The sequence below is a fragment of the Pseudonocardia parietis genome, from assembly GCF_017876315.1.
Classification (GTDB): Bacteria; Actinomycetota; Actinomycetes; order Mycobacteriales; family Pseudonocardiaceae; genus Pseudonocardia; species Pseudonocardia parietis.
Window position 1 is genome coordinate 6,884,188 of sequence record NZ_JAGINU010000001.1, and the last position, 22,364, is coordinate 6,906,551.

At 72.6% G+C, this 22,364-nt stretch carries 24 protein-coding genes; 12 read left to right on the forward strand and 12 right to left on the reverse strand.

Annotated features, from left to right (window positions below; all coding sequences use genetic code 11):
* Positions 1-70: 70 nt before the first annotated feature.
* Positions 71-703 carry a hypothetical protein gene (locus JOF36_RS32465; protein ID WP_210034418.1) on the reverse strand — a complete coding sequence of 211 codons (633 nt, stop codon included), beginning with the start codon at positions 701-703 and terminating at the stop codon, positions 71-73.
* A gap of 709 nt (positions 704-1,412) precedes the next feature.
* Here JOF36_RS32465 and JOF36_RS32470 point away from each other — a divergent pair.
* The gene (locus JOF36_RS32470; protein ID WP_210034420.1) at positions 1,413-2,015 is read left to right on the forward strand and encodes a GNAT family N-acetyltransferase; all 603 of its coding nucleotides are present in this window, start codon (positions 1,413-1,415) and stop codon (positions 2,013-2,015) included.
* Between the two features lie 366 nt (positions 2,016-2,381).
* Here JOF36_RS32470 and JOF36_RS32475 read toward each other — a convergent pair whose 3' ends face one another.
* A complete protein-coding gene (locus tag JOF36_RS32475) occupies positions 2,382-3,794 on the reverse strand; it encodes an MFS transporter (RefSeq protein WP_307862700.1) in 1,413 nt (470 codons plus the stop codon).
* Between the two features lie 270 nt (positions 3,795-4,064).
* Positions 4,065-4,406 carry a pyridoxamine 5'-phosphate oxidase family protein gene (locus tag JOF36_RS32480; protein WP_245351060.1) on the reverse strand — a complete coding sequence of 114 codons (342 nt, stop codon included), beginning with the start codon at positions 4,404-4,406 and terminating at the stop codon, positions 4,065-4,067.
* A gap of 9 nt (positions 4,407-4,415) precedes the next feature.
* Between JOF36_RS32480 and JOF36_RS32485 the strand changes: the two genes are divergently transcribed.
* Positions 4,416-5,000: a GNAT family N-acetyltransferase gene (locus JOF36_RS32485; protein ID WP_210034423.1), complete on the forward strand. Its 585-nt coding sequence runs from the start codon at positions 4,416-4,418 to the stop codon at positions 4,998-5,000.
* Between the two features lie 176 nt (positions 5,001-5,176).
* Here the strand turns inward: JOF36_RS32485 and JOF36_RS32490 are convergent, their stop codons facing one another.
* From JOF36_RS32490 to JOF36_RS41135, 7 genes are read right to left on the reverse strand one after another with little or no spacing between them, the layout of a single operon-like run.
* Positions 5,177-6,121 (reverse strand): alpha/beta hydrolase, encoded by a 945-nt coding sequence (locus JOF36_RS32490; RefSeq protein WP_210034425.1) that lies wholly within the window; start codon positions 6,119-6,121, stop codon positions 5,177-5,179.
* Positions 6,122-6,144: 23 nt separating this feature from the next.
* On the reverse strand, positions 6,145-6,495 hold the full coding sequence (locus JOF36_RS40440) for a nucleotidyl transferase AbiEii/AbiGii toxin family protein (protein WP_307862701.1): 351 nt from the start codon (positions 6,493-6,495) through the stop codon (positions 6,145-6,147).
* A 14-nt stretch (positions 6,496-6,509) separates the two neighbouring features.
* Positions 6,510-7,001 carry a nucleotidyl transferase AbiEii/AbiGii toxin family protein gene (locus JOF36_RS40445; protein ID WP_210034435.1) on the reverse strand — a complete coding sequence of 164 codons (492 nt, stop codon included), beginning with the start codon at positions 6,999-7,001 and terminating at the stop codon, positions 6,510-6,512.
* Complete coding sequence (locus tag JOF36_RS32505; protein ID WP_210034437.1) at positions 6,998-7,540, reverse strand: type IV toxin-antitoxin system AbiEi family antitoxin domain-containing protein; 543 nt, start codon at positions 7,538-7,540, stop codon at positions 6,998-7,000. The genes JOF36_RS40445 and JOF36_RS32505 overlap by 4 nt, the downstream gene beginning before the upstream one ends.
* Before the next feature lie 49 nt (positions 7,541-7,589).
* On the reverse strand, positions 7,590-8,663 hold the full coding sequence (gene ychF, locus JOF36_RS32510) for a redox-regulated ATPase YchF (RefSeq protein WP_210034438.1): 1,074 nt from the start codon (positions 8,661-8,663) through the stop codon (positions 7,590-7,592).
* A 25-nt stretch (positions 8,664-8,688) separates the two neighbouring features.
* Complete coding sequence (locus JOF36_RS32515) at positions 8,689-9,366, reverse strand: response regulator transcription factor (protein ID WP_210034439.1); 678 nt, start codon at positions 9,364-9,366, stop codon at positions 8,689-8,691.
* A complete protein-coding gene (locus JOF36_RS41135) occupies positions 9,363-10,799 on the reverse strand; it encodes a sensor histidine kinase (RefSeq protein ID WP_307862702.1) in 1,437 nt (478 codons plus the stop codon). The genes JOF36_RS32515 and JOF36_RS41135 overlap by 4 nt, the downstream gene beginning before the upstream one ends.
* A 257-nt stretch (positions 10,800-11,056) precedes the next feature.
* Between JOF36_RS41135 and JOF36_RS32525 the strand changes: the two genes are divergently transcribed.
* From JOF36_RS32525 to JOF36_RS32550, 6 genes are all read left to right on the forward strand, one after another.
* Positions 11,057-11,596: a hypothetical protein gene (locus JOF36_RS32525; RefSeq protein ID WP_210034440.1), complete on the forward strand. Its 540-nt coding sequence runs from the start codon at positions 11,057-11,059 to the stop codon at positions 11,594-11,596.
* Between the two features lie 72 nt (positions 11,597-11,668).
* Positions 11,669-13,156 (forward strand): AlkA N-terminal domain-containing protein, encoded by a 1,488-nt coding sequence (locus JOF36_RS32530; RefSeq protein ID WP_210034441.1) that lies wholly within the window; start codon positions 11,669-11,671, stop codon positions 13,154-13,156.
* The gene (locus JOF36_RS32535; RefSeq protein ID WP_210034442.1) at positions 13,153-13,665 is read left to right on the forward strand and encodes a methylated-DNA--[protein]-cysteine S-methyltransferase; all 513 of its coding nucleotides are present in this window, start codon (positions 13,153-13,155) and stop codon (positions 13,663-13,665) included. The genes JOF36_RS32530 and JOF36_RS32535 overlap by 4 nt, the downstream gene beginning before the upstream one ends.
* Positions 13,666-13,736: 71 nt before the next feature.
* Positions 13,737-15,311: a DNA recombination protein RmuC gene (locus tag JOF36_RS32540; RefSeq protein ID WP_307862703.1), complete on the forward strand. Its 1,575-nt coding sequence runs from the start codon at positions 13,737-13,739 to the stop codon at positions 15,309-15,311.
* Between the two features lie 4 nt (positions 15,312-15,315).
* Positions 15,316-16,305, forward strand: a complete 990-nt coding sequence (locus JOF36_RS32545) for a DUF6542 domain-containing protein (RefSeq protein WP_210034446.1) — start codon at positions 15,316-15,318, stop codon at positions 16,303-16,305.
* 193 nt (positions 16,306-16,498) lie between these two features.
* On the forward strand, positions 16,499-17,041 hold the full coding sequence (locus JOF36_RS32550) for a L,D-transpeptidase (protein WP_210034448.1): 543 nt from the start codon (positions 16,499-16,501) through the stop codon (positions 17,039-17,041).
* 97 nt (positions 17,042-17,138) lie between these two features.
* Here JOF36_RS32550 and JOF36_RS32555 read toward each other — a convergent pair whose 3' ends face one another.
* Positions 17,139-18,101 carry a 4-hydroxy-3-methylbut-2-enyl diphosphate reductase gene (locus JOF36_RS32555; protein WP_210034451.1) on the reverse strand — a complete coding sequence of 321 codons (963 nt, stop codon included), beginning with the start codon at positions 18,099-18,101 and terminating at the stop codon, positions 17,139-17,141.
* Between the two features lie 102 nt (positions 18,102-18,203).
* On the opposite strand from JOF36_RS32555, the gene JOF36_RS32560 reads away from it, so the two are divergent.
* From JOF36_RS32560 to JOF36_RS32570, 3 genes are read left to right on the forward strand one after another with little or no spacing between them, the layout of a single operon-like run.
* On the forward strand, positions 18,204-18,806 hold the full coding sequence (locus tag JOF36_RS32560; protein WP_210034460.1) for a lipid droplet-associated protein: 603 nt from the start codon (positions 18,204-18,206) through the stop codon (positions 18,804-18,806).
* On the forward strand, positions 18,803-20,155 hold the full coding sequence (gene xseA, locus JOF36_RS32565) for an exodeoxyribonuclease VII large subunit (RefSeq protein WP_307862704.1): 1,353 nt from the start codon (positions 18,803-18,805) through the stop codon (positions 20,153-20,155). The genes JOF36_RS32560 and xseA overlap by 4 nt, the downstream gene beginning before the upstream one ends.
* Positions 20,155-20,376, forward strand: coding sequence for an exodeoxyribonuclease VII small subunit (locus JOF36_RS32570; protein WP_210034462.1), 222 nt, complete (start codon positions 20,155-20,157; stop codon positions 20,374-20,376). The genes xseA and JOF36_RS32570 overlap by 1 nt, the downstream gene beginning before the upstream one ends.
* Positions 20,377-20,464: 88 nt before the next feature.
* Here the strand turns inward: JOF36_RS32570 and JOF36_RS32575 are convergent, their stop codons facing one another.
* Positions 20,465-21,154 carry a DUF4245 domain-containing protein gene (locus JOF36_RS32575; protein ID WP_210034464.1) on the reverse strand — a complete coding sequence of 230 codons (690 nt, stop codon included), beginning with the start codon at positions 21,152-21,154 and terminating at the stop codon, positions 20,465-20,467.
* 189 nt (positions 21,155-21,343) lie between these two features.
* On the opposite strand from JOF36_RS32575, the gene glpX reads away from it, so the two are divergent.
* Positions 21,344-22,330: a class II fructose-bisphosphatase gene (glpX, locus tag JOF36_RS32580; protein ID WP_245353001.1), complete on the forward strand. Its 987-nt coding sequence runs from the start codon at positions 21,344-21,346 to the stop codon at positions 22,328-22,330.
* Positions 22,331-22,364 lie beyond the last annotated feature (34 nt).

Below are 22,364 nucleotides of genomic sequence, written 5' to 3' on the forward strand. Positions count from 1 at the left end.
GTTCCGGTCGGCCGTGCCGCCCGGGCCGGGTCCAGCGGCCCGGGCGGCACGTGCCTCACGCCAGGGCTGCTCAGCCCTGGACGATCCCCGAGTTGCCCTGGTCCACCGACGTGGTCGACTGCGAGACCGCGCCGCTGGAGAGGATGCCGCCGATGTTGAGCGACGGGTTCACCGCGGCGTCGATGTCGATCAGGCCGCCCTTCTGCGAGGCGTGACCGCCACCGTGGCTGCCCTCGCCGGAGCCGGACTGCAGGACACCGCTGTTGGACTCGTCGACGTCGACGGTCGACTGCTCGACCGGGCCGGAGTTCCCGATGCCGCCGATGTTGGCGGACGGGCTGACGTCGAGGCCCAGACCCACCAGGTCGTCGACCTGGACGGCCTCGCCGGCTCCGCAGCCGGACTGGACGATGCCCGAGTTGGACGCGTCGAGCTTCTTGGTGTGCTGCGAGACCGGGCCCTCGTTGAGGACGCCGCCGACGTTCAGCGCGGGGTCGACGGCGGCGTCGAGGCCGAGCAGGCCGCCTTCCTGGGAAGCGGACGACGGGCCGCAGTCGCGGTCCTTGTCCTGGCCGCCGTCGCCGTAGCCGCCGGCGAAGGCCATACCGGCGGAGCCGATCACCAGCGGCACGGACAGCGCGCCGACGGTGGCGATCCTGCGCGCGGTACGGCGGGAGGGGTTCGTCGTCTCGGGGGCGTTCATGGCGCTCCTTCTCTTCTGTGTGGCCGGCCGTCGGGTCTTAACGCTGTGTCACGGTCCGGTGCCTCGGAACGTACGTGCCCCCGGCCCGCAAAGGGACGGTGACCCTCACTTCTGCGGTGTTTTGTCCGTTTCGGTCGCCGTCGCCCGGCGACTCGTCGTTGATCAACTACACAGAGTGCTATCCAGCAGGTGTCGGATAGCTACTCTCCGTATAAGAAAGACCCCGTTGTAGTTCGTTACACAAGTCCACAGAAAAGTGACCGAGAGCACAGTGGCGCAACGCCCGTCACGGCAATGCGTCCTACTGCTCGGCAGATTCGGCGAATGCGAAAGCGATACCGCCACGCTTGATCATCGACGTGCGAGAACGAGGCGCACGGACCAACGGCCGATGGGCCGTTCCGCGAACCTCGGTCGACCGTCGGGCGCATATCGATCGCCGAACGGTGGCACCCTGAAGCCCCTCGAGAGGTCGCGATAGCCCATCGCGAACCCGAGACAGTCGGTGCGTTCGTCAATCCGGACAACGACGTGGCCCGTCTGGAGTAACGCTTCTCGCGAAGAATTACGCCATCGGCGCTACCGCGCTCGGGTGTCACCCGGATCGCCGGAGACGGCACCGTGGCCGACGACGTCCGCCCGGGACCGCGCGGGCGAGCCCACCGACGGGTTCTCGACGGCCGGACGGGCCGGGGGCTAACGTGCTGGAATGACGCTGGAACTGGTGACCGGGCGTCTGCGACTGCGCGGGTGGCGACCTGAGGACACCGATGACGCGCTGGCGATCTACGGGGTCGCCGACGTCACCGGGTGGCTGACGCCGTCCACGGACCGGATCGGCGACGCCGACGCGATGCGAGCGGTGCTGACCGCCTGGGCGGAGGCCCAGCAGAACCTCGAGGCCCCACGCGGCCGGTGGGCGATCGAGCGTCGCACCGACCGGACGGTGGTCGGCGGGCTGGCCATCCGCCTCCTGCCCCCGTACGACCAGGACCTGGAGATCGGCTTCCAGGTGCGCCCGGACGCGTGGGGGCGTGGCTACGCCACCGAAGCCGCGACCGCGTTGATCGAGTGGGCGCTGACCCAGCCGGACGTGGAGGAGCTGTTCGCCGTGGCCCGCCCGGACAACTCCCCGGCGATCGCGACCGCGAAACGACTCGGCCTCACCTGGGTCGGGGAGACCGACAAGTACTACGGCCGGACCCTGTGGGTGTACCGGATCCGGGCCGGGGACCTGGCCACCGACCCGATGATCAGGCTCCCCGATCCCGAGGGGGATCACACCGGCGACTCGGGAGAGCGGGACATCTGAGACGGGTCGCGCCGGCCCGTGGATCTGAGCCGGCTCGACCTCGTCGCTCGCCGGCTCCTGCTCGTTCGCCAGCGGCGTCACCACGATCATGTCCTGGTGGACGGGTTGGAACGACAGTGGGCGCGTACTGGCCCGAGGCGGACGTGGACGCGATGGCGCGCGATGTGCGACTCCCGGACTGCGTGGTCCTGGGTCGAGCGCTACGCCGCGGCGGCGGGCCTCGACCCCGGTCGGGCGGCAGCGTGGGTACGCCTTCGAGCACGTGGTGAGGCACTGAACGGAGCCGACCACGACGCTGCATGGGCGGCCCGGCTCCACCGCACGGCTGACCTGTTGCGGGCCTGATCCTGCGACGTGGGGCGCGGGTCACCCGGCCCGTTCGTGCAGGTCCGCAGCCGGCATCCGCCAGGCCACGACCGCGCCCACCATGAGCCCGACGGCGGCCAGCAGGGCGGTGACCAGGTACGGGTCGAGGGCGTGCCGGGCCGGGGCGAACCCGATCCCGACGCAGACCGCGACCCCGGTCGCGCCGCCGAGCTGGTCGGCCGCGCGCTGCACGCCCGACGCGATCCCCGCGTCGTCCTCGGTGACCCCGCTGACCGCGATGTACTGCAGTCCCACGATGCCGAAACCCATTCCGGCCGCGATCAGCACCATGGCCGGAACCAGCGCCACGCCACCCGCGTCGAGGGCGGAGACCATCGCGATCGTTGCCATGGCCGCCGCGGTGAACCCGATTCCGGCGAGCACACAGGAACGCGCTCCCCAGCGACCCAGCAGCCGAGGCACCAGCATGGAGAACATGATCAGTCCCAGCGCCAGCGGCACCATCATCAGGCCCGCGCCCAGCGGCCCCAGGGCAAGCCTGTCCTGCAGGTAGAAGGTGAAGAGCAGGAACGAGGTCGACAATGCCCCACTGAGCAGCATCGTGGCCAGGTTGGCCGCCACCCGCCTGCGATCGGAGAAGAAGCGCAGTGGCAGCAATGGGTTGCGCGAGCGGGCCTCGACGCGCACGAACCCGGCCCCGGCAGCCGCTGCCGCGATCAGCGCCACCGGAACGACCCACACGGGAGTGTCCGGTTCGGCCGCCTCGACCACACCGAAGATGAACAGCAGTGGGCAGGCGGTCAGCAGCAGCGCGCCGGGAAGGTCCAGCGGCGGGCTGTCCTCGTCCACAGTCCGGTGGTCGCCGACCAGGAAGACTGCTGCCAACACCACCACCAGGATGAACGGCACCGAGATGAGGAAGATCCACCGCCACCCCAGGTGGGCAGTGATGATCCCGGACAGGACGAACCCCAGCACGAGCCCGCAGCTGGCCACCGCCGCCCACACGCTCAGAGCCCGCGACCGGCACGGACCGTCAGGGAACTGGAGGACGATGACGGCCATCGCCGCCGGCAGTGCGATGGCTTCGCCGGCTCCCTGCAGCAGGCGGGCGACCACCAACAGCCAGAACTCGGGTGCCAGGCCCGCGAGCAGGGACGCAGCGCCGAACAAGCTGGTGCCGAGCACCAGCACGCGCCGCCTGCCCAGCAGGTCACCGAGCCGACCGCCGAGCATCAGCAAGCCGCCACCGGTGACCGTGTAGCCGACCACGACCCAGGTCAAGGCGTGACCGCCGACGCCGAGGTCGGCGCCGATAGAGGGCAGGGCGATGTTGACCACGGTCACGTCGACCGCGATGAAGAACTGCAGCATCGACATCGCGCACAGCACCAGCCGTGCGCGCGCCGGGGACGGGCCGTGCCCGGGTGAAGAAAGAATGCCTGAGAACACCAGGTGCTCCGTCGCTCAGAGGAGGTTCGGAGCAGCACGACAGGCCGCTCCGGTCCGACACGAAGCGGCTGGACGCTCAGGAAGAAGGTGTGAAAGCGAACGCCCCGCCGCTAGCGGAACGCCCTCGTCACCGCGGCGCAGGCGGCCGCACACGAAGCAGCAGACATGCCGAGGACGCTACCAGCGGCGGAACAGGGAACCGCCCGACATGTCACCCGTCGTGCACAGGAGCGTGCCCACGAAGGAACTGGTCCTCGTCGGATGAGAACCTCAGAACACGTAGCGGTGCACGGTCTCCGGGTGGAGGACGACGCGGACCTGGTCCTCGTCCAGGATCGCGGCGAGATCGTCGGCCCGGTCCTCGAGGTCCCAGTAGCGGGCGGCGAGGCGGGAGACCAGGTCGCGCTCTCCGCCGGTCTCCACCGCGGTGCGGCCGGCGACGGCCACCCAGCGCTCACGGTCGCCCGCCGGGGCCGCGACGACGAGCGAGGCACGCGGCCGCTCCGGCGACCGCGTCAGAGCCGACGGCCCATGGAGCCGCGAGATGGTGTGACGCCCCGAGCAGGCGGGCCCCTGAGCCGAGGCGATCAGGTCGTCGGTCCAGGGTGGCATCGTGAGCACATGGACGTACGCCCGGCGACCGTGTTCGACGACGTCCGCGCCGTCATCGGGCCGAAGAACCCCGGCTCCAACGTCTGCTGGTGCCTGAGCTACCGGATCCCGTCCAGGCTGAACAACGAGCTCCGCGGCCCGGCACGGGGTGCGCTCGTCGAGGAGCTCTGCGCCGCCACCCCGCCGCCGGGCGTGCTCGCCTACGACGGCGACGAGCCGGTGGGCTGGGCGGCGATCGCCCCGCGCAGCGAGACGACCTTCGCCCGCAACCGGAAGATCCCGCAGCTCGACGACCTGCCGGTGTGGTCACTGTGGTGCATCCGGGTGCGTCCCGGGCACCGCGGACGGGGCATCTCGCACGCACTGATCGACGGCGCCGTCGAGTTCGCCCGAGCGAACGGGGCGCCGATGGTCGAGGCCTACCCGCTCGACAACCGGGGCGCCGCGGTCGACCGGACGATGGCCTACGCCGGCATCCGCAGGAACTTCGAGGCGGCCGGCTTCACCCACGCCGCCGATACGACCTCGACGCTCGCCGGTCACCCGCGCGTCCTGATGCGGCTCGATCTGCGCGAGGACCGCCGCGCGCCGTAGCCCTGGCGGACCACGCGGGCGCCTCCTGGCCACCGCCCACGGACTGGCGGCCACGCGGAATCCACAGTCGACGCCCGGGCGTGGTGCTCAGTGACGCTCCGCGATCTCCTCGGCCTGCCGGTGCACGGCCGGCGGCAGACCCACGGGGGTTACGCGCTGCCACGCCCGTCTCACAGTCAATGGCAGCGGCGCATGGCGGGGAGTTGGACCGCGTATCCGATCTGCCCGCGAAGCCATTCGTCGATCGACTCAAGTGCTGCTCCTGCCATCGAGGTTGCGTGCGCCGTGAAGGCATGCGGCGACGCGGGATAGACGCGCAGGTCAACCTCGACACCGGCTGCGAGAAGCCTCGCCGTCATGGCGAGATTGTCGTCAAAGAGAACATCGTCTTCGCCGATCACCATCAGGATCGGCGGCAGGCCCTTCAACTCCGCGAAGACGGGGGAGATGTCCGGGTCAGTGCGGTCTGACGCGTCGCCGGCGTATGCAGCGAGAAAGTACTCGTCAGCGATGAGGCGCCCAGCCGGCGTCTGCGCGGAGAGGTCGAACGTCCCGCATTGAACTACAGCGCCACTGAATGCATGAACCCCGCGATCGCGGAGCCGTATCAGCGCAGTGGTCACCAGCGTGGAGCCTGCGGAGAATCCGCTCATGGCCAGTCGTGTCGTGCCGAACCGTGCTACGGCGTTCTCGGCAAGCCACAGCGTTGCTGTCTCGCAATCGTCGGGCGCTGCCGGCCATGGGTTCTCAGGGGCAAGTCGATAGTCCACGCTCACTACGGCGATGCCGAGCGCATCGACGAGCCGCCGATTCCGGACATCGCTCCCCGCGGCAGAGCCTAGATAGAAGCCACCGGTGTGAATCTCCAACAGCACACCATGGGCAGACTGCTCCGTCGGCGTGTGAATTCGCACAGCCACGCTTCGCCCTCCAGCGCTCACCGTCTCCAGTGACGGAGATGGCTCGCACTCAGCGGGCGCGGGCATCGCTTCACGGACGGCGAGGAGCTCACTCCTGCTCTTCGGTCCGTGGCCAGAGCGTCTGCGCGCATAAAACGCCCGCGACTCTTCGACGAGCGGCAGGAGGGCCGGATCGATCAACGAGGACGCATCGAGCCGCATGAGCAAATTCTACGTTCCGGCAGTTACGGAGCATCTGAGCGTCGATGTCCGACTTCACCGGCCACTGCGATGTGGTGCACGAACTCGTTGGCCCACGCGACAGCCTCGTCGGCGGAGGGCAACACGTCCAGCCCTTCTGCGGCCTCGGCGTAGAGGGTGTCCCAGTTCTCCCCCACAACTATGGGCGGCGGCCACGCCTGCTGCCTCCGGTAGCCGAAGAGCCGGACGCACGTCGCGGCGATCTGCTCGAGGTCGAGATCCTCACGCTCGTTGAGGAGTTGGAGGTCGGCGAGGTCGCGAGCACGTTCACTGCCCTCACCAGAAACAGCGTGGAGCTTCTGTGCGACCTGGTGGTCCGCGCGCATCACCGGCACCGGCTTCGGCGGTTCTAGCCGACCTCGGTGAGAAGCTCGGCCAAGTCTTTCGCGAGACGGAATTCAGGCTCGTCGGCGTCGCCGATCTCGTTGTGGCCGAGCTCGAACTTCACTGAGCACCACGGTCTGCCCCGATAGTCGAGCTTCACTTGGAAGGGCTGCATGACGTATGCGGTCGGCACGGCCGGCGGCCGCGGTGCCCCTTTCTCGACCAATCGGCCGGTGAAACCGGCCCAGCCCCGTGCCAGCGCTTCCTCGAAGTCGCTGCGGAAACGGGCGAGCGTCTGCACACGTGCGGCATCGAGGTCCTGGGTGAATCGCGTTCCGCGCCCATAGCGCAGCGCCATCGCGCTGCCGCCCTTGACCGCCCCTCCGGGGAGCATCTGGCCGACGACGACCAGCGCCATGCCGACCCTGCGACGCAACGCCAAGCCATCGTCGCCTTCGAGATTGCGTATGCGTTGCTCCGATGAGCGCACACTCGTCGGCGCGCCGGTATAGCTCACTGTCGACTCCGCTTCGTCACGCGCTGCCACTCAGCGGTGGTGAGCAGACCTTCCGTTCTCGCCTGCTCGGCGGCGGCCACCAGACGTTCGTTCTCGATACGTCCACGGCATTCAAGGAGGGCTTCGGCGACGGTCTGCGACTCGAGACCCTCGTAGAGTGTCGTACGCGCACCACTTCCCACCTGCGTCAGCTCGATGAACGCCGGCAGCTTTGCGCGCGCACGCCTGTGAACTGCGACCTTGATCCGCCGAGGGTTCACGTCCGCGAGCCCGAACAAGGCCAACACCGACTCTCCGTGGAGGTACGCCCCCTCACCGGCCCTCAGGAGGGCCTCGGCGAACTGGTCATATCTCGTCGGCGGAACGTCGGGGACGCGATACAGGCCGTACGCAACATGGTCCAAACCGCCGCGAGCTGCCAGTTTGGGTAGCTCGACGGCAGGAACGCCTGCCTCGGCCGCATCCCTCGTGGTGACGTAGCCGTAGTGATCGAGCGCTATCTCGCGGACGATATCCCGGTACTTGACCCCGGCAGGCACGTCACAACTATACCGAAAACAGTAGTGTTGTGACAGCGTCGCGATGCGGCTACACGTTGAACCTGAACTCGACCACGTCGCCGTCGTGCATGACGTAGTCCTTCCCCTCCATCCGGACCTTCCCGGCGGACTTCGCGGCGTTCATCGACCCGGCGGCGACGAGATCGTCGTAGGACACGATCTCGGCCTTGATGAAGCCCCGCTCGAAGTCGGTGTGGATGACGCCGGCCGCCTGCGGGGCGGTGGCGCCCTGCGGGATCGTCCAGGCGCGGGCCTCCTTGGGCCCGCCGGTCAGGTAGGTCTGCAGCCCGAGGGTGGCGAAGCCGGCGCGGGCGAGCTGGGCCAGGCCCGGCTCGTCCTGCCCGATCGACTCCAGTAGCTCGGCGGCCGACTCGTCGTCGAGCTCGAGGAGCTCGGCCTCGACCTTGGCGTCGAGGAAGACGGCCTGCGCCGGGGCGACCAGGTCGGTCAGCTCCTTGCGGCGGGCCTCGTCGGACAGGACGGCCTCGTCGGCGTTGAACACGTAGAGGAACGGCTTGGTGGTGAGCAGGGTCAGCTCGCGCAGCAGGGTGGTGTCGGCACCGGCCTGGAACAGCGTCCGCCCGCCGTTGAGGATCTCCCCGGCGGCCTGCGCGGCGTCCAGCACCGGGCGCCGGTCCTTCTGCGTCCGCGCCTCCTTCTCCAGCCGCGGGATCGCCTTCTCCAGCGTCTGCAGGTCGGCCAGGACCAGCTCGGTCGCGATCGTCTCGATGTCGCTCGCGGCGTCGATGCGGCCGTCGACGTGCACCACGTCCGGGTCGTCGAAAACCCGCACGACCTGGCAGATCGCGTCGGACTCGCGGATGTTGGCCAGGAACTTGTTGCCCAGGCCCGCCCCCTCGGAGGCGCCCTTGACGATCCCGGCGATGTCGACGAACGAGACCGTCGCCGGGAGGATCTTGTCCGAGGAGAAGATCTCGGCGAGCCTGCCCAGGCGCGCGTCGGGCAGGGGGACCACGCCGACGTTCGGCTCGATCGTCGCGAACGGGTAGTTCGCCGCGAGGACGTCGTTGCGGGTCAGCGCGTTGAACAGGGTCGACTTGCCGACGTTGGGCAGACCGACGATGCCGAGGGTGAGGGACACGGACGACCAGGGTAGTCGCCGCCGGTCAGCCGGGTTCGAGCCGGTAGCCGGCCCCGCGCACGGTCGCGATCCACCCGGGCCCGAGCTTGCGCCGCAGGTAGCGGACGTAGACGTCGACGACGTTCGAGGATGCCCCCGACAGCGTGTCGACCGACCCCCACACCAGCCGGAGCAGCTGCTCGCGGGACAGCACCTGTCCGGGATGGCGCAGGAACGTCTCGGCCAGCGCGAACTCCCGGGCCGAGAGCTCCACCGTCCGTCCGTGGACGGCGGCGTGCCGGGTCCGCGGGTCCAGCTGCAGACCGTGGAACGCCAGCACGTCCCGATCGGGCACCGGCCGGGCACGTTCGAGCCGCAGCCGTACCCGGGCCAGCAGTTCCTCGAAGCGGAACGGCTTGGCCATGTAGTCGTCCGCACCGCCGCTGAGCCCGGCGACGGTGTCCTGCACGCTGTCCCGGGCGGTCAGGATGACCACCGGGATCGCGCTGCCCGCCGCGCGGAGCCGCCGCAGCACGTCGAACCCGTCCATCCCGGGCAGGCCGATGTCGAGCACGAGCAGGTCGAACCCGCCGCCGACGGCGTGCGCGTAGACGCCGGCGCCCTCGGCCACGACGGTGACCTCGAAACCAGCCGTGACCAGGCCCTTCTTGAGGAACGACGCGATCCGCGGCTCGTCCTCGGCGACCAGGATCCGGCTGCTCACGGCGCGCTCCTCGGCAGGTCCAGGGTGAATGTCGCGCCGTGGCCGGGCGTGCTCTCGAGTCGCACCCGCCCACCGTGCGTCGTCGCGATCGCCTCCACGATGGACAGTCCCAATCCGGCGCCGTCGGACCGTGGTGCATCCGCGCCACGGGCGAACCGCCGGAACACCCGCCGGTGGTCCTCGGGGGCGACGCCGGGGCCGCTGTCGGCGACCCGGACCAGCAGCCGGTCCCCCACCGCCTCCGATCCGAGCGCGATCCGGTCGCCGGGTCCGGTGAACCGGGTCGCGTTGTCCGCCAGGGCGACGACCGCCTGGGTGATCCGGTGCGGGTCCAGCCGGGCCCGGACCGTGGCCACCGACTCCAGCTGCCAGTCCCGGTCGGCGAGGGCGGTGAGCTTGCCGAACAGCTCCCGGGTCAGCCCGGCGACGTCGACGATCTCCGGGCGCAGCAGCGCCGGCTGCTCGGCGCGGGTCAGCGCGAGCATCTCCGAGACGAGGTGGTTCATCCGTTCCAGCTCGTCGTCGACGAGGGCGACGGTGCCGGCGACGTCGTCGGGGTCGCGCGGGTTCAGGACGCCCAGGTGCCCGCGCACGATGGTGATCGGGGTCCGCAGCTCGTGCCCGGCGTCGTCGACGAACCGGCGTTGCGCCTGCGCTCCCGACTGCACCCGGTCGAGCATCGCGTTCAGCGTCCCGGCCAGCTCCGCGATCTCGTCACGGGCCCGGGCGTGCTGGGGGACACGGCGGGACAGGTCGGTGCCGGTGATCGTCCGTGCGGTCGCGGCCACGTCGCGCAACGGCCGCAGGATCCGGCCCGCGACCAGCCAGGCCCCGACCGCGGTCACCAGCGCCGTCCCGACCCCCACCAGACCCATCAGCCGGGCCGCCTCGTTCGCGAACCCGTGTTCCCGCTCGGTGAAGTAGCCGATCACGATGACGCCGGTGGCGGGGTCCCCTGCCAGCCCGACCGGTAGCGCCGACCAGCGGACCTCGCCGGACCCGCTCGGGTACGAGCCACCGGAGGGCGTCCGCACGTCGGCGACCAGCGCACGGAAACCGGGGTCGTGCTGCAGCAGCACCTGGGGACCGGATCGACGGGACTCCCGGCGGAACTCGCCGTCGAGGTAGCCGACGATCGTCTCGTTCGGTCGCGCGACGTTCGCGGCGATCACCGAGCGGAGGATCTCGTCGACCGATCCGTACGGCTGCCCCGTCGTCGGGTTCACCCCGGTCGCTGCCACCCGGGCGAACTCGGCGATCTCGGAGTGCAGCGCCTCGTCGATCCGGCTGTCGGTCTCGTCGATCAGCAGCATCCAGGTCACCAGCGTGACCACTCCGAGGGAGGCCAGCACGAGCAGCAGCACCCAGCCCACGATGCGGGTGCGGGCGGCGGTCACCCGTCCGGCACGACGGCCCTCGGGACGGGCGTCCACGGTCTCGGTCGCGATGATCGCCTCCTCTCGGTCCGGGTCGTTTCATGATCGCGTACCCGCGCCCGCACGATCGGCGATCCCCTGTTGCGAGATGTCACGGAACGTCGCTGTCATTACGCCGAGCGGCGTACGCCATACTGCGCCGAGCACCGGGTCGTGACGCATCGTTCGCCGTAACGACCGGGTCGCATCACCCTGAGGGCGCACTACCGGTCCGCGTGGGGTGAGAACCGAGGCGCCCAGACCGAGGGGGATTCATGCGCCTGCCGGGAATGCATGCCGTGCTGACCGCCGGGGTGGCCGTGCTCGTCACCGCCGGGACCGTGTCCGCCGTATCGCTGACCTCGACCGGGACGGAGGAACCAGCCCTGCCGCCGCCGGCACCGGCCACCTCCGCCCCACCGCCACCGGCCGCACCCGCTCCGCCGCCGCCGGCCGTCGATCCTGCGCCTGCGCCACCGGAACCGGACACCGCGGCCGGTTCGTCCGGCGCACGCTCCGACGGTCCGGGCTCCTCCGGTTCCGGGGCCGGCTCCGGCTCCGGCTCCGGCGGTCCTGCCCCGGCGCCGCCGGACTCCGGCGGTGCGCCGGACGGTGGCGGGACCGGCTCCGGCGGCGGGTCCGGGAGCGACTCCGGTGGTTCCGGCGGCGGCGTCGAGCGGCCCGACCCACCACGGGCCACCCCGGAGGACGACGGCCCGCCGCGCGGCGCCCCGGACAACGCCCAGGAGCGCGAAGAGCAGATCGAGTTCGCCTGCGAGCAGGGCTGGATCTCCGGCGACGTCTGCCGGAACTGACGCCCGCCGGGCCCGACACCCACGACCGATTCCCGCGAGTCCTCCGGGCGGCGCGGTGGCAGAGTCGGTGTCGTGCTGCTCGACCACGACACCTGCTACCGCGCCGTCGCCGCCAAGGACGCGCGGTTCGACGGCCAGTTCGTCACCGCGGTGCGCACCACCGGCATCTACTGCCGGCCGTCCTGCCCGGTGCCGCCGCCGAAGGCGCGCAACGTCGAGTTCCTGCGCACCGCCGCGGCGGCCCAGTCGGCCGGTTACCGGGCCTGCCGGCGCTGCCTGCCCGACGCCGTCCCTGGATCCCCGGAGTGGAACCTGCGGGCGGACGCGGCCGGGCGGGCGATGCGACTGATCGCCGACGGCGTCGTCGAGCGGGAGGGGGTGTCCGGGCTCGCGTCGCGGCTGGGCTACTCGTCGCGCCAGCTCGGCCGCATCCTGGCCGCCGAGCTCGGCGCCGGGCCGCTCGCACTGGCCCGTGCCCAGCGCGCGCACACCGCACGCGTGCTGGTGGAGACGACGCCGCTCGGGCTCGCGGACGTCGCGTTCGCGGCCGGGTTCGGCAGCGTCCGCCAGTTCAACGACACCGTCCGTGCCGTGTACGGGGTGCCGCCGTCGCGGCTGCGGGCCGAGGCGGGCCGGCGGCGTGACACCGTGCAGCCCGCCCCGGGAACGATCACGCTCCGGCTGCCGTACCGGGCTCCGTTCGACCCGCACGGACTGCTGGAGCACCTGGCGGCGCGGGCGATCGACCGGGTCGAGCAGGTCGACGGCGGCGTCTACCGGCGGACGCTGCGACTGCCGCACGGCCCCGCGGCCGTCACGCTCGACCTGACCGCCCGCGCCGGTGCGGTGCTCGCAACTCTGCGCACCAGCGACCCGCGCGACGTCGGCCCGGCGGTGTCGCGGCTGCGCCGGCTGCTCGATCTCGACGCCGACCCGCACGCCGTCGACACCGTCCTGGCCGCCGACCCGGCGCTCGCGCCGCTGGTCGCCGCGACACCGGGGATCCGGCTGGCCGGCAGCGCCGACCCGGCCGAGACCGCGGTCCGCACCGTGCTCGGCCAGCAGGTCTCGGTGGCGGCCGCGCGGACCGCGGCGTCCCGGCTGGCCGGGGCTCACGGGACCGTGCTGCCGGCCGCGCTGCGCGACCAGGACGGCCCCGACCTGCTCTTCCCGCCGCCGGAGACCCTGGCCGGGGTGGAGCTCGCCGGGCCGGCCCGGCGGGCGGAGTCGCTGCGCGGGCTGTGTGCGGCCCTGGCGTCCGGGGCCCTGGTGCTCGATGCCGGCCGGGACCCCGGGTCGTTGCGGTCCGAACTGCTGGTGCTGCCCGGGATCGGGCCGTGGAGCGCCGGCTACCTGGCCATGCGGGTCCTCGGCGACCCCGACGAACTGCTGGCGTCCGATCTCGCGGTGCGCCGCGGGGCCGCGGCGCTCGGTCTGCCCGGCGACGCGGACGCGCTCGTCGCGCGGGCCGCCGCCTGGGCGCCATGGCGTTCCTACGCCGCCACCCACCTCTGGCGGGCCGCCGCGCCCGCCACCACCACCGTTCGGAGGAGCGCATGAATACCGCCGTCTTCGCGACCCGGGCCACCCCGGCCGGGCCGTTCACCGCCGTCGTCGACACCGACGGGTACGTCCTGGCCTCGGGCTGGACCGCCTCGGTCGACGACCTGCTACCGCTGATCCACGCCTCGCTCGCCCCCACCGAGACGGTCGAGGGCGACCTCGGCCCGGTCGGCGAGGCCGTCGACCGCTACCACGAGGGCGACCTCTCGGCGATCGACGACGTCGGGGTCCGCCAGCGGTCCGGCCCGTACCGCGAGCACGCCTGGGAGGTGCTGCGGTCGGTCCCGGCCGGTGCGCCGGTCACCTACACCGGCTACGCCGGGAAGACCGGCCGGCCCGCAGCCGTCCGGGCTGCGGCGGGGGCGTGCGCGAAGAACGCCGCGGCGCTGTTCGTGCCCTGTCACCGGGTGCTGCGCACCGACGGCTCGCTCGGCGGGTTCCGCTGGGGGCTGCCGGTGAAGCGGTGGCTGCTCGACCACGAGTCGGCCGATCTGCGGCTGGACTGAGCGTCCCGGGACACACCCGGTGCCCCGGGGCTCCGCGGAAACTGTCGGGGGCCGGGTGCACGCTGCGCGACGTGGATGCCATCAGCCTGCTCGTCGGATCGCTGCTCGGCGCGGTCGTCGCCGCCGCCGTCACCTGGCTGCTCGCCGCCGCCCGGTTCCGCGCCGACGCGGCGGAGACGGCCCGGGTCGCCGCGAACACCGCCGCGACCACCCGGGCGGACGCGGCAGGGCTGCGGGCCGAGCGCACCGGCCTGCTCGAACGCGTCGAGGAGCTGCACGAGTCGCTCGACGAGGCGACCGCGCGGGCCCGGCGGGCCGAGTCCGACGCCGCGGGCGCGACCGCCGCGCTGCGGGCCGAGCGCCACGCCCGCGCCGAGGCGGAGGCGGGCATGAAGGACTCGTTCGCGGCCCTGTCGCAGGACGCGCTGGCCCGCAACAACGAGGCGTTCGTGGCGCTGGCCGAGAGCAGGCTCAAGGAGGCGACCTCCGCGCTGTCGGCGCGGGCGCAGGGTGAGGAGGCGACCCGGGCCAAGGCGGTCGAGCAGCTGCTCGATCCGGTCGCCGCCGCGCTCGGGCGGGTGGAGGGCCAGCTGCGCTCGGTGGAGAAGGACCGCGAGTCCGCCTACGCCGGGCTGCGTGAGCAGGTCCGGGCGATGGCCACGAGCTCGGAGAAGCTCGGCACCGAGACCAAGGCGCTGGTCAACGCGCTGCGGGCGCCGCAGGTCCGGGGGCGCTGGGGCGAGATGCAGCTGCAGCGGGTCGCCGAGATGGCCGGGATGGTGGAGCACTGCGACTTCTCCACGCAGGTCTCGGCCGACGGCGAGGACGGCGGTGTCCGCCCGGACATGCTGGTCCGGCTCGCCGGGGGCAAGCAGGTCGTGGTGGACGCCAAGGTCCCGTTCGCCGCCTACCTGGAGGCCGTCGAGGCCTCCGACCCGGACGTGCACGCGCAGAAGCTGACCGCACACGCCCGCCAGCTGCGCGCCCACGTCGACCAGCTGGCAGCCAAGGCGTACTGGGAGGCCTTCGAGCCGACGCCCGAGTTCGTCGTGCTCTTCGTCCCGGGGGACCCGTTCCTCGAGGCCGCCCTGCGCTCGGACCCCGGACTGCTGGAGTACTCGTTCGGCCGCAACGTGGTCCTCACGACGCCGACGACACTGGTCGCGCTGCTGCGCACGGTCGCCTACGGCTGGAAGCAGGAGGCACTCGCCCGCAACGCCGCCCAGGTGCACAAGCTGGGCCGGGAGCTGCACGGTCGCCTCGCCACGATGGGCACGCACGTGGCCCGGCTCGGGCGCAGCCTCGACTCGGTGGTGGAGAGCTACAACCGCACGGTGTCCTCGCTGGAGGCCAGGGTGCTGGTCAGCGCCCGCCGGTTCACCGAGCTCCAGGTGACCGACGGCGAGCTCGACGCGCCGGAGACGGTGGACCGCACGCCGCGGGGCGTCTCGGCACCGGAGCTGGTGGCGTCGGCCGGGGAGGCGCTCGTGTCCCTCGAGGACCTCGGGCGCCCCGCGGAGCCCGACGCCGGGGACGGCCGGGTCCGCACACCCTGGGCCGACGCCGGCCGGTCCGGGACGTCCGGCGTCCCGGCCGCGGAGCCGGACGACGGGCCGGATTCCCTGCGGAGGTGGGAGTTAGGCTGACCGGGTGAACTCGACGCGCAGGAGCTCGGCCCGCCGGCCCGGCGGGTCGACGTCCCGGTCCCCCGCTCCCGCTCGTGGCGGCTGGCCGGTCCGGGAGCGGTCGCTGCTGCGCCCGGTGCTCGGCATCCCTCCGGTGGCCGCGGTCGGCCTCGCCCTCGGAACCACCGCACTCGGCGTGTTCGTCGACCTGATCCGGATCGGCACGGTCGGCCGAGTCTTCGAGATCGGATACCTGCTCGGCTGCGTGCTCGCGGTCGGCTGGGTACGCCGCCGCAGCATCTTCCTGCCCGCGGTGCAGCCGCCGCTGCTGCTCGCCGTCGTCGTGCCGGTGATGGCAGTGCTGATCGGCGCCCCCACCGGCGGGGGCACGGCGGAGAGCGTGCTCATGGCCGGCGCTCCGTTGATCAACGCTTTCCCGGCGATGGCGGTGACCACCGTGGTCGTCCTGCTGGTCACCGCGTTCCGGCTACTGCGCCAGCGGCTCGGCCCGGACGACGCCGTCGGCCGGCTGTGGGCCGGGCTCGGCCGGGATCCGGGCGGGCGCGACCCGGACGGCCGGGCTCCGGCAGCCGGCTCCCCGGGGGCCGGTTCCGCGAGGGCCGACCGTCGACGGTCGGGCTCCAGGTCGACGGGCCGCTCCCGCTCGGGCGCCGGGAACCGCAGCGCCGAAAACCGCGGCGCCGAGGACCGAGGCGGCGAGGACCGCGGTGATGAGGGCCGTGGTGGCGCCCGGGCCGGTGAGCGCGGCCGCACGCGTGGCGGGCGTACCGGTGGCGGCGAACCCGAGCCCCGGACGAGACGCGGCCGGACGTCCTCATCGGGCTCGGCCCGTACCGGATCGACGCCCCGCGGTGCCGCGGACGGCCGCGGTAGCACCGACAGCGGTGGCTTCCGCTCGTCGGATCCGGACGGGCACCGGGCGCCCGGCGGTTCGCGGGCCTCGTCGGCGACACGCGGTGGCTCGTCCGCCCGGACACGCCGACCCTCCCGCTGACGGACCGCGATCGACGATCGGGCCGCCCGGCGTCGTCGCTGGTGAGCGGTTCGGGTGTACCCGGTTGACCCGGCCGGGCGACATCGACGGAGAATCGACGCAACCCCCCGCCCACCCGGACGTCATACAGAGCGGGGACAGGTGTGGCCCCGCCCGCAGCTCCCCCGACGCACGCCGGACGACCTGGAGAACGATGTCCACCAACCGGATCACCCGCTTCCCCCGGCCCGCGGTCCTCGTCGCACTCGTGACGACCGCGATCGCGCTGATCGGCGTCGGCACGGCGCTGGCCGCGACACCGGCGGCACAGGCGTTCCACGAGCAGCCCCTGGTTCCTGGCACTCCGTGCACGGTCACCGCGAACGCCTGCGTCGACCTCGACTCGAAGCAGTCCTGGCTGTTCGAGGGCGGGAAGATCACCCACGGCCCGGTGCCGGTCGCGATCGGCGGCCCGGGCAAGGAGACCCCGGTGGGTCACTCCCTGCGCGTGTACCGCAAGGAGGAGCTGCACCGCAGCGGTGAGTACACCGCCACCAACGGTGAGCCCGCCCCGATGCCCTGGTCGGTGTTCTTCCAGGACGGCGGCATCGCCTTCCACGAGGGCCGGGTCGACACCCCGTCCGCGGGATGCGTCCGGCTCACCAAGGAGAACGCGATGACCTGGTACAACAACCTCGAGGTCGGCGACCAGGTCCAGGTGGTCTCGGCCGCGGCGGTGCACGCCGCCCGCGGCTGATCACCGGCCCCGCGCACGACGAAAGGCCCCGGACCGCATGTGGGCGTCGGTCCGGGGCCTTCGTGTTTCCCGTGCGGGAACGCTCAGCGCGTCACGCTCAGCGCGTCACGGCGGGACGCGGCGGGCGCAGCTCGCGGGGCAGCGAGAAGACCAGCGTCTCCTCGGCCGTGTCGACCTCCTCGACCGAGCCGAAGCCGCGCTCGGCGAGGTACTCGACGACGGCACGCACCAGCACCTCCGGCACCGAGGCCCCGCTGGTGACGCCCACGGTCTGGACGCCGTCGAGCCAGGCGTCGTCGATCTCCTTGGCGTAGTCGATCAGGTACGACGACCCGGCGCCCGCACCGAGTGCCACCTCGACCAGCCGCACCGAGTTCGACGAGTTCCGGGAGCCGACGACCAGCACCAGGTCGCACCGCGGGGCCATCGTCTTCACCGCGACCTGGCGGTTCTGGGTGGCGTAGCAGATGTCGTCCGACGGCGGGTCCTGCAACTTCGGGAACCGCTCGCGCAGCGCGCGCACGGTCTGCATGGTCTCGTCGACCGACAGCGTGGTCTGGGACAGCCACACGACCTTGTCCGGGTCCCGGACGGTGACCGTGTCGACATCGGCGGCCGACTCGACGAGCTGGATGTGCTCGGGGGCCTCACCGGCGGTGCCCTCGACCTCTTCGTGCCCGGCGTGCCCGACGAGCAGGATGTCGTAGTCCTCGCGGGCGAACCGCTTCGCCTCCTGGTGGACCTTGGTCACCAGCGGGCAGGTCGCGTCGATCGTCTTCAGTTCACGCCCCTTCGCCTCGTCGCGCACGGCGGGCGAGACCCCGTGTGCGGAGAACACGACGTGCGCGCCCTCCGGCACCTCTGAGGCTTCCTCGACGAAGATCGCGCCACGGTCGCGCAGGGTCTCGACGACGTGCTTGTTGTGCACTATCTCCTTGCGGACGTACACCGGGGCGCCGTACTGGTCGAGCGCCTGCTCCACGGCCTCGACGGCGCGGTCGACACCGGCGCAGTAACCGCGCGGCTTGGCGAGCAGGACCTGCTTGGCAGAACCGGACATGCCTCCAGCGTACGGACCACCCCCGGCCCGGGCCCCCACACGTGACACGCTCGACCGTCCCGCACGCGACACGGACCCGCGGGTCGGTGGACAATGGCTCGCATGTCACCGCTGCCGTTCCCCGTGCGCATCGCAGCCGGCCTCGTCGTGACGGCCGTCGAGCAGGCCCGCGAACTGCCCCGGCACGCCGTCGAGCTGCCGGTGACCGCGGTCAGCCAGGCGCTGCAGGTGTCGATGCGCCTGCAGCAGAAGGCCACCGAACTGGCGATCAAGGGCGACCGCGCGCTGGGCACCCTGCGCGTCGCCGACGACGTCCCGAGCTGGGCGATGTTCGACGACGACCTGGCCGACACCGCCGACTTCCGGCTCCCCGCGGAGCCGGTCGCTCCGGTGTCCCCGGCCGACCGCGAGGCCGAGCGGCGCAACGGCTCGGTCTCCGCGCTGCGTCCGGCCCGCACCGGTATCCCGATCGATCGGCCCGAACGTCCGGCGACGGCGTCCAACCGGCCGGAGGCGGAGGCGGGTGCGCCGTACGCCGTCCCCGAGTACCCGACGCTGACGGTCCCCCAGCTGCGCGGGAAGCTCCGCACACTGAGCGTCGACGACCTGTCCGACCTGCTCGCCTGGGAGACCGCCCACGACAACCGCCCGGCCTACGTCACGATGCTGACGAACCGGCTCGCGACGCTCTCCCAGGAGAAGTGACCACGTCGGAGGAGGCCCCCTGGCCGGTCCGGACGGTCGCCCGCAAGATCGCGGAGTGGGTGGACCGGCTCGGCGTGGTCTGGGTCGAGGGCCAGCTCGCGCAGGTCAACGCCCGCTCGGGTACCGCGTTCCTGACCTTGCGTGACCCCGCGGCGGACGTGTCGTTGCAGCTCACGGCACCGTCCGCGCTGGTACGCGAGTCCGGTGGCGCCGTCGCCGAGGGCAGCCGGGTGATCGTGCGCGGCAAGCCGTCGTTCTACCTGGGGCGGGGCACGCTCTCGCTGCGCGTCGACCGCATCCGCGCCGTCGGGCTCGGCGAGCTGCTGGCCCGGATCGAACGACTGCGGCAGCTGCTCGCCGCCGAGGGGCTGTTCGACCGCGCGTTGAAGCGGCGCCCACCGCTGCTGCCGCGCACCATCGGCCTGGTCACCGGGCGGGACTCGGCGGCCGAGCACGACGTCGTCCGGAACGCGACCTCGCGCTGGCCCGCGGTGCGGTTCCGGATCGAGAACGTCGCGGTGCAGGGTGGGCTCGCCGTGGAGCAGATCGTCGGCGCGCTGCAGGTGCTGGACCGCGACCCGGACGTCCAGGTGATCGTCCTGGCCCGGGGTGGCGGCAGCGTGGAGGATCTGCTCCCGTTCTCCGACGAGACCCTGTGCCGGGCGGTCGCCGCCTGCCGGACCCCGGTGGTGTCGGCGATCGGGCACGAACCGGACACGCCGCTGGTCGACCACGTCGCCGACGTCCGCTGCTCGACGCCGACCGAGGCCGGCCGCAGCCTGGTCCCCGATCTCGCCGAGGAGACCGCGCGGATCGCCGGGCTGCGCGACCGGGCCCGCCGCGCGTTGCACGGCTGGGTCGACCGCGAACAGCGACGACTGTCCGACCTGCGCCATCGCCCGGTGCTGGCCGAGCCGCTGCGGCTCGTCGAGTCCCGGGAACGCGAGGTCGCCGACGCCCGCGCCGCCGCGCACCGGGCGGTCCTGCGGCGGGTGGACCGGTCGTCGTCGGAGCTGGAGCACCTGACCGCGCGGCTGGCCGCGCTCGGGCCGACGGCGACGCTGGCCCGCGGCTACGCGATCGTGCAGCTGCGCGGTACGGACCACGACGTCCCGCCGCTGCTGCGCTCGGCCGCCGACGCTCCCGCCGGGACGGCGCTGCGGATCCGGGTCGCCGACGGCGCGGTCGCCGCCACCGCGACCGGCCCGGCCGACGTCCCGCCATCCGCCACCGACGGCGTCGAGCCCGCGCCGTCCACCACCCGCGACACCGCGGCGCCGGGCGAACGTGGATCGCCCACCCGGCGCCGCCGGTCCACGAAGGCCGCGACCACCGCGAAGGAGACCTGATGAGCGAGCGACCGGCCGTCGACACCCTCGGCTACGAGCAGGCCCGCGACGAGCTCGTCGAGGTCGTGCGCGCGCTCGAGGTCGGCGGCCTCGGCCTGGACGAGTCGGTCGCCCTGTGGGAGCGCGGCGAGGCTCTGGCCCGGCGCTGTGAGGACCAGCTGGCCGGTGCTCGCACCCGCATCGAGGACAAGCTCGCCGAGGCAGACCCGGACGACGCCTGATCCCACGCCCCCGCCCGCACGAGGTCGGACTCGCGCCGAAGCCCACGCTCCCGCCGACGTTCGCGGGCCGGGTCACTCCCGGCAGGCGTCAGCTCCCGGCGGCGCCGGCGGGGAGCACGCGAGCGGTGGCCAGGGCCTCGGCGAGGGTGCGGAACTGCTCGTCGGAGGCCGAGCCGGTGATCAGCGCGCGCACGTCCGGGCGGCCGGGCAGGGTCGCGATGCGGAACGGCTCCCCGCCGTCGCTCTGGTAGATCTCCCAGGTCAGGCCACCTGCGTCGACGGTGCCCTGCATCCGGGGCGCGCCGTCCCCGCGCTCGGAGGTCCCGGACTCGGTGGCGAGGACCCCCTCGGCGGAGGCGTCGGTCTGCACCAGGCTCAGGTAGTCGGCGTCCGGAGTCACGTAGCCGACCCGGACCGCGGTGCCGCCGCCCTCGACCGGGCCGCGGTCCGTGGAGTTGGGGCGGAACGGCACGTCCGGCACCCGCAGCTCGAACGCCGACCCGCGGGCGTACTCGGTCAGCCGGTCCTCGACGTTCACACTCGGCCCGGAGTTCGGGTCCTCGACCGGGCCGGTCGGGGCGAACGAGCACGAGTTGCCGACCGAGAACAGCAGCAGCCCGACCGGGATCAGGATCAGCAGCGCGCCGAGCATGTCGCGGATCGAGGTCTCGCCGCGCTCGGGCTTACGCATGGCACGCGGGCCGATCCGGGGCGGGCGCGGGGGGTCACCGCCGCCGTCGTCGGAGGAGGACGTGCTCGGATCCGGTCGGGAACTCACCCGCCCATGGTCTCCCAGGCATGGCGTCGGTCGCTCATCACACCTCCCCCGGCCACTCACGTGCGAGTATCGGGGCCGCCGCCCCCGACCGGGCGGCAGCAGCACGCCGCCGTGAAGGAGACGTCCGTGAGTCAGCCCGCCAGCCCGTCCGCCAACCGCCGCGGCGAAGCACCCGACCGCAACCTCGCGATGGAGCTGGTCCGGGTCACCGAGGCGGCGGCGATGGCGGCAGGCCGCTGGGTCGGCAAGGGCGACAAGAACGGCGGTGACGGTGCCGCCGTCGACGCCATGCGTCAGCTGATCTCGTCCGTGTCGATGCGCGGTGTCGTCGTGATCGGCGAGGGCGAGAAGGACGAGGCGCCGATGCTGTTCAACGGCGAGGAGGTCGGGAACGGCGAGGGCCCGCACTGCGACGTCGCCGTGGACCCGATCGACGGCACCACCCTGATGAGCAAGGGCATGCCGAACGCCCTCGCGGTGCTCGCCGTCGCCGAGCGGGACGCCATGTTCGACCCCTCCGCGGTGTTCTACATGGAGAAGATCGCGGTGGGCCCGGAGGCCGCCGACGCCATCGACATCACCGCCCCGGTCGCCGAGAACATCCGCCGGGTCGCCGCGGCGAAGCACATCGACGTCGCCGACGTGACCGTCTGCGTGCTGGACCGCCCGCGCCACGAGCAGATCGTGAAGGAGATCCGCGAGGCCGGTGCCCGGATCTCCTTCATCTCCGACGGTGACGTCGCGGGAGCGATCGCCGCCGCCCGCCCGTCGTCGGGCGTCGACATGCTCTACGGCATCGGCGGCACCCCGGAGGGGATCATCACCGCGGCCGCGCTGAAGTGCATGGGCGGGGAGCTCCAGGGCCGGCTCTGGCCGACGGACGACGAGGAGCGCAGCAAGGCGGTCGCCGCAGGTCACGACCTCGACAAGGTCCTCACCACCGCCGAGCTCGTCCGCGGCGAGAACGTCTTCTTCTGCGCCACCGGCATCACCGACGGTCCGCTGTTGCGTGGGGTGCACTACCGCGGCGGGGGCGCGACCACCCAGTCGATCGTGATGCGGTCCAGGTCCGGCACCGTCCGGCTGATCGACGGCTACCACCGGCTGACCAAGCTGCGCGAGTTCTCCTCGGTCGACTTCGACGGCGTCGAGGGCGAGGCCCCGCCGCTGCCGTGATCCCCTGCTCACCCCGGGCGGCGGGTAGTCGCCC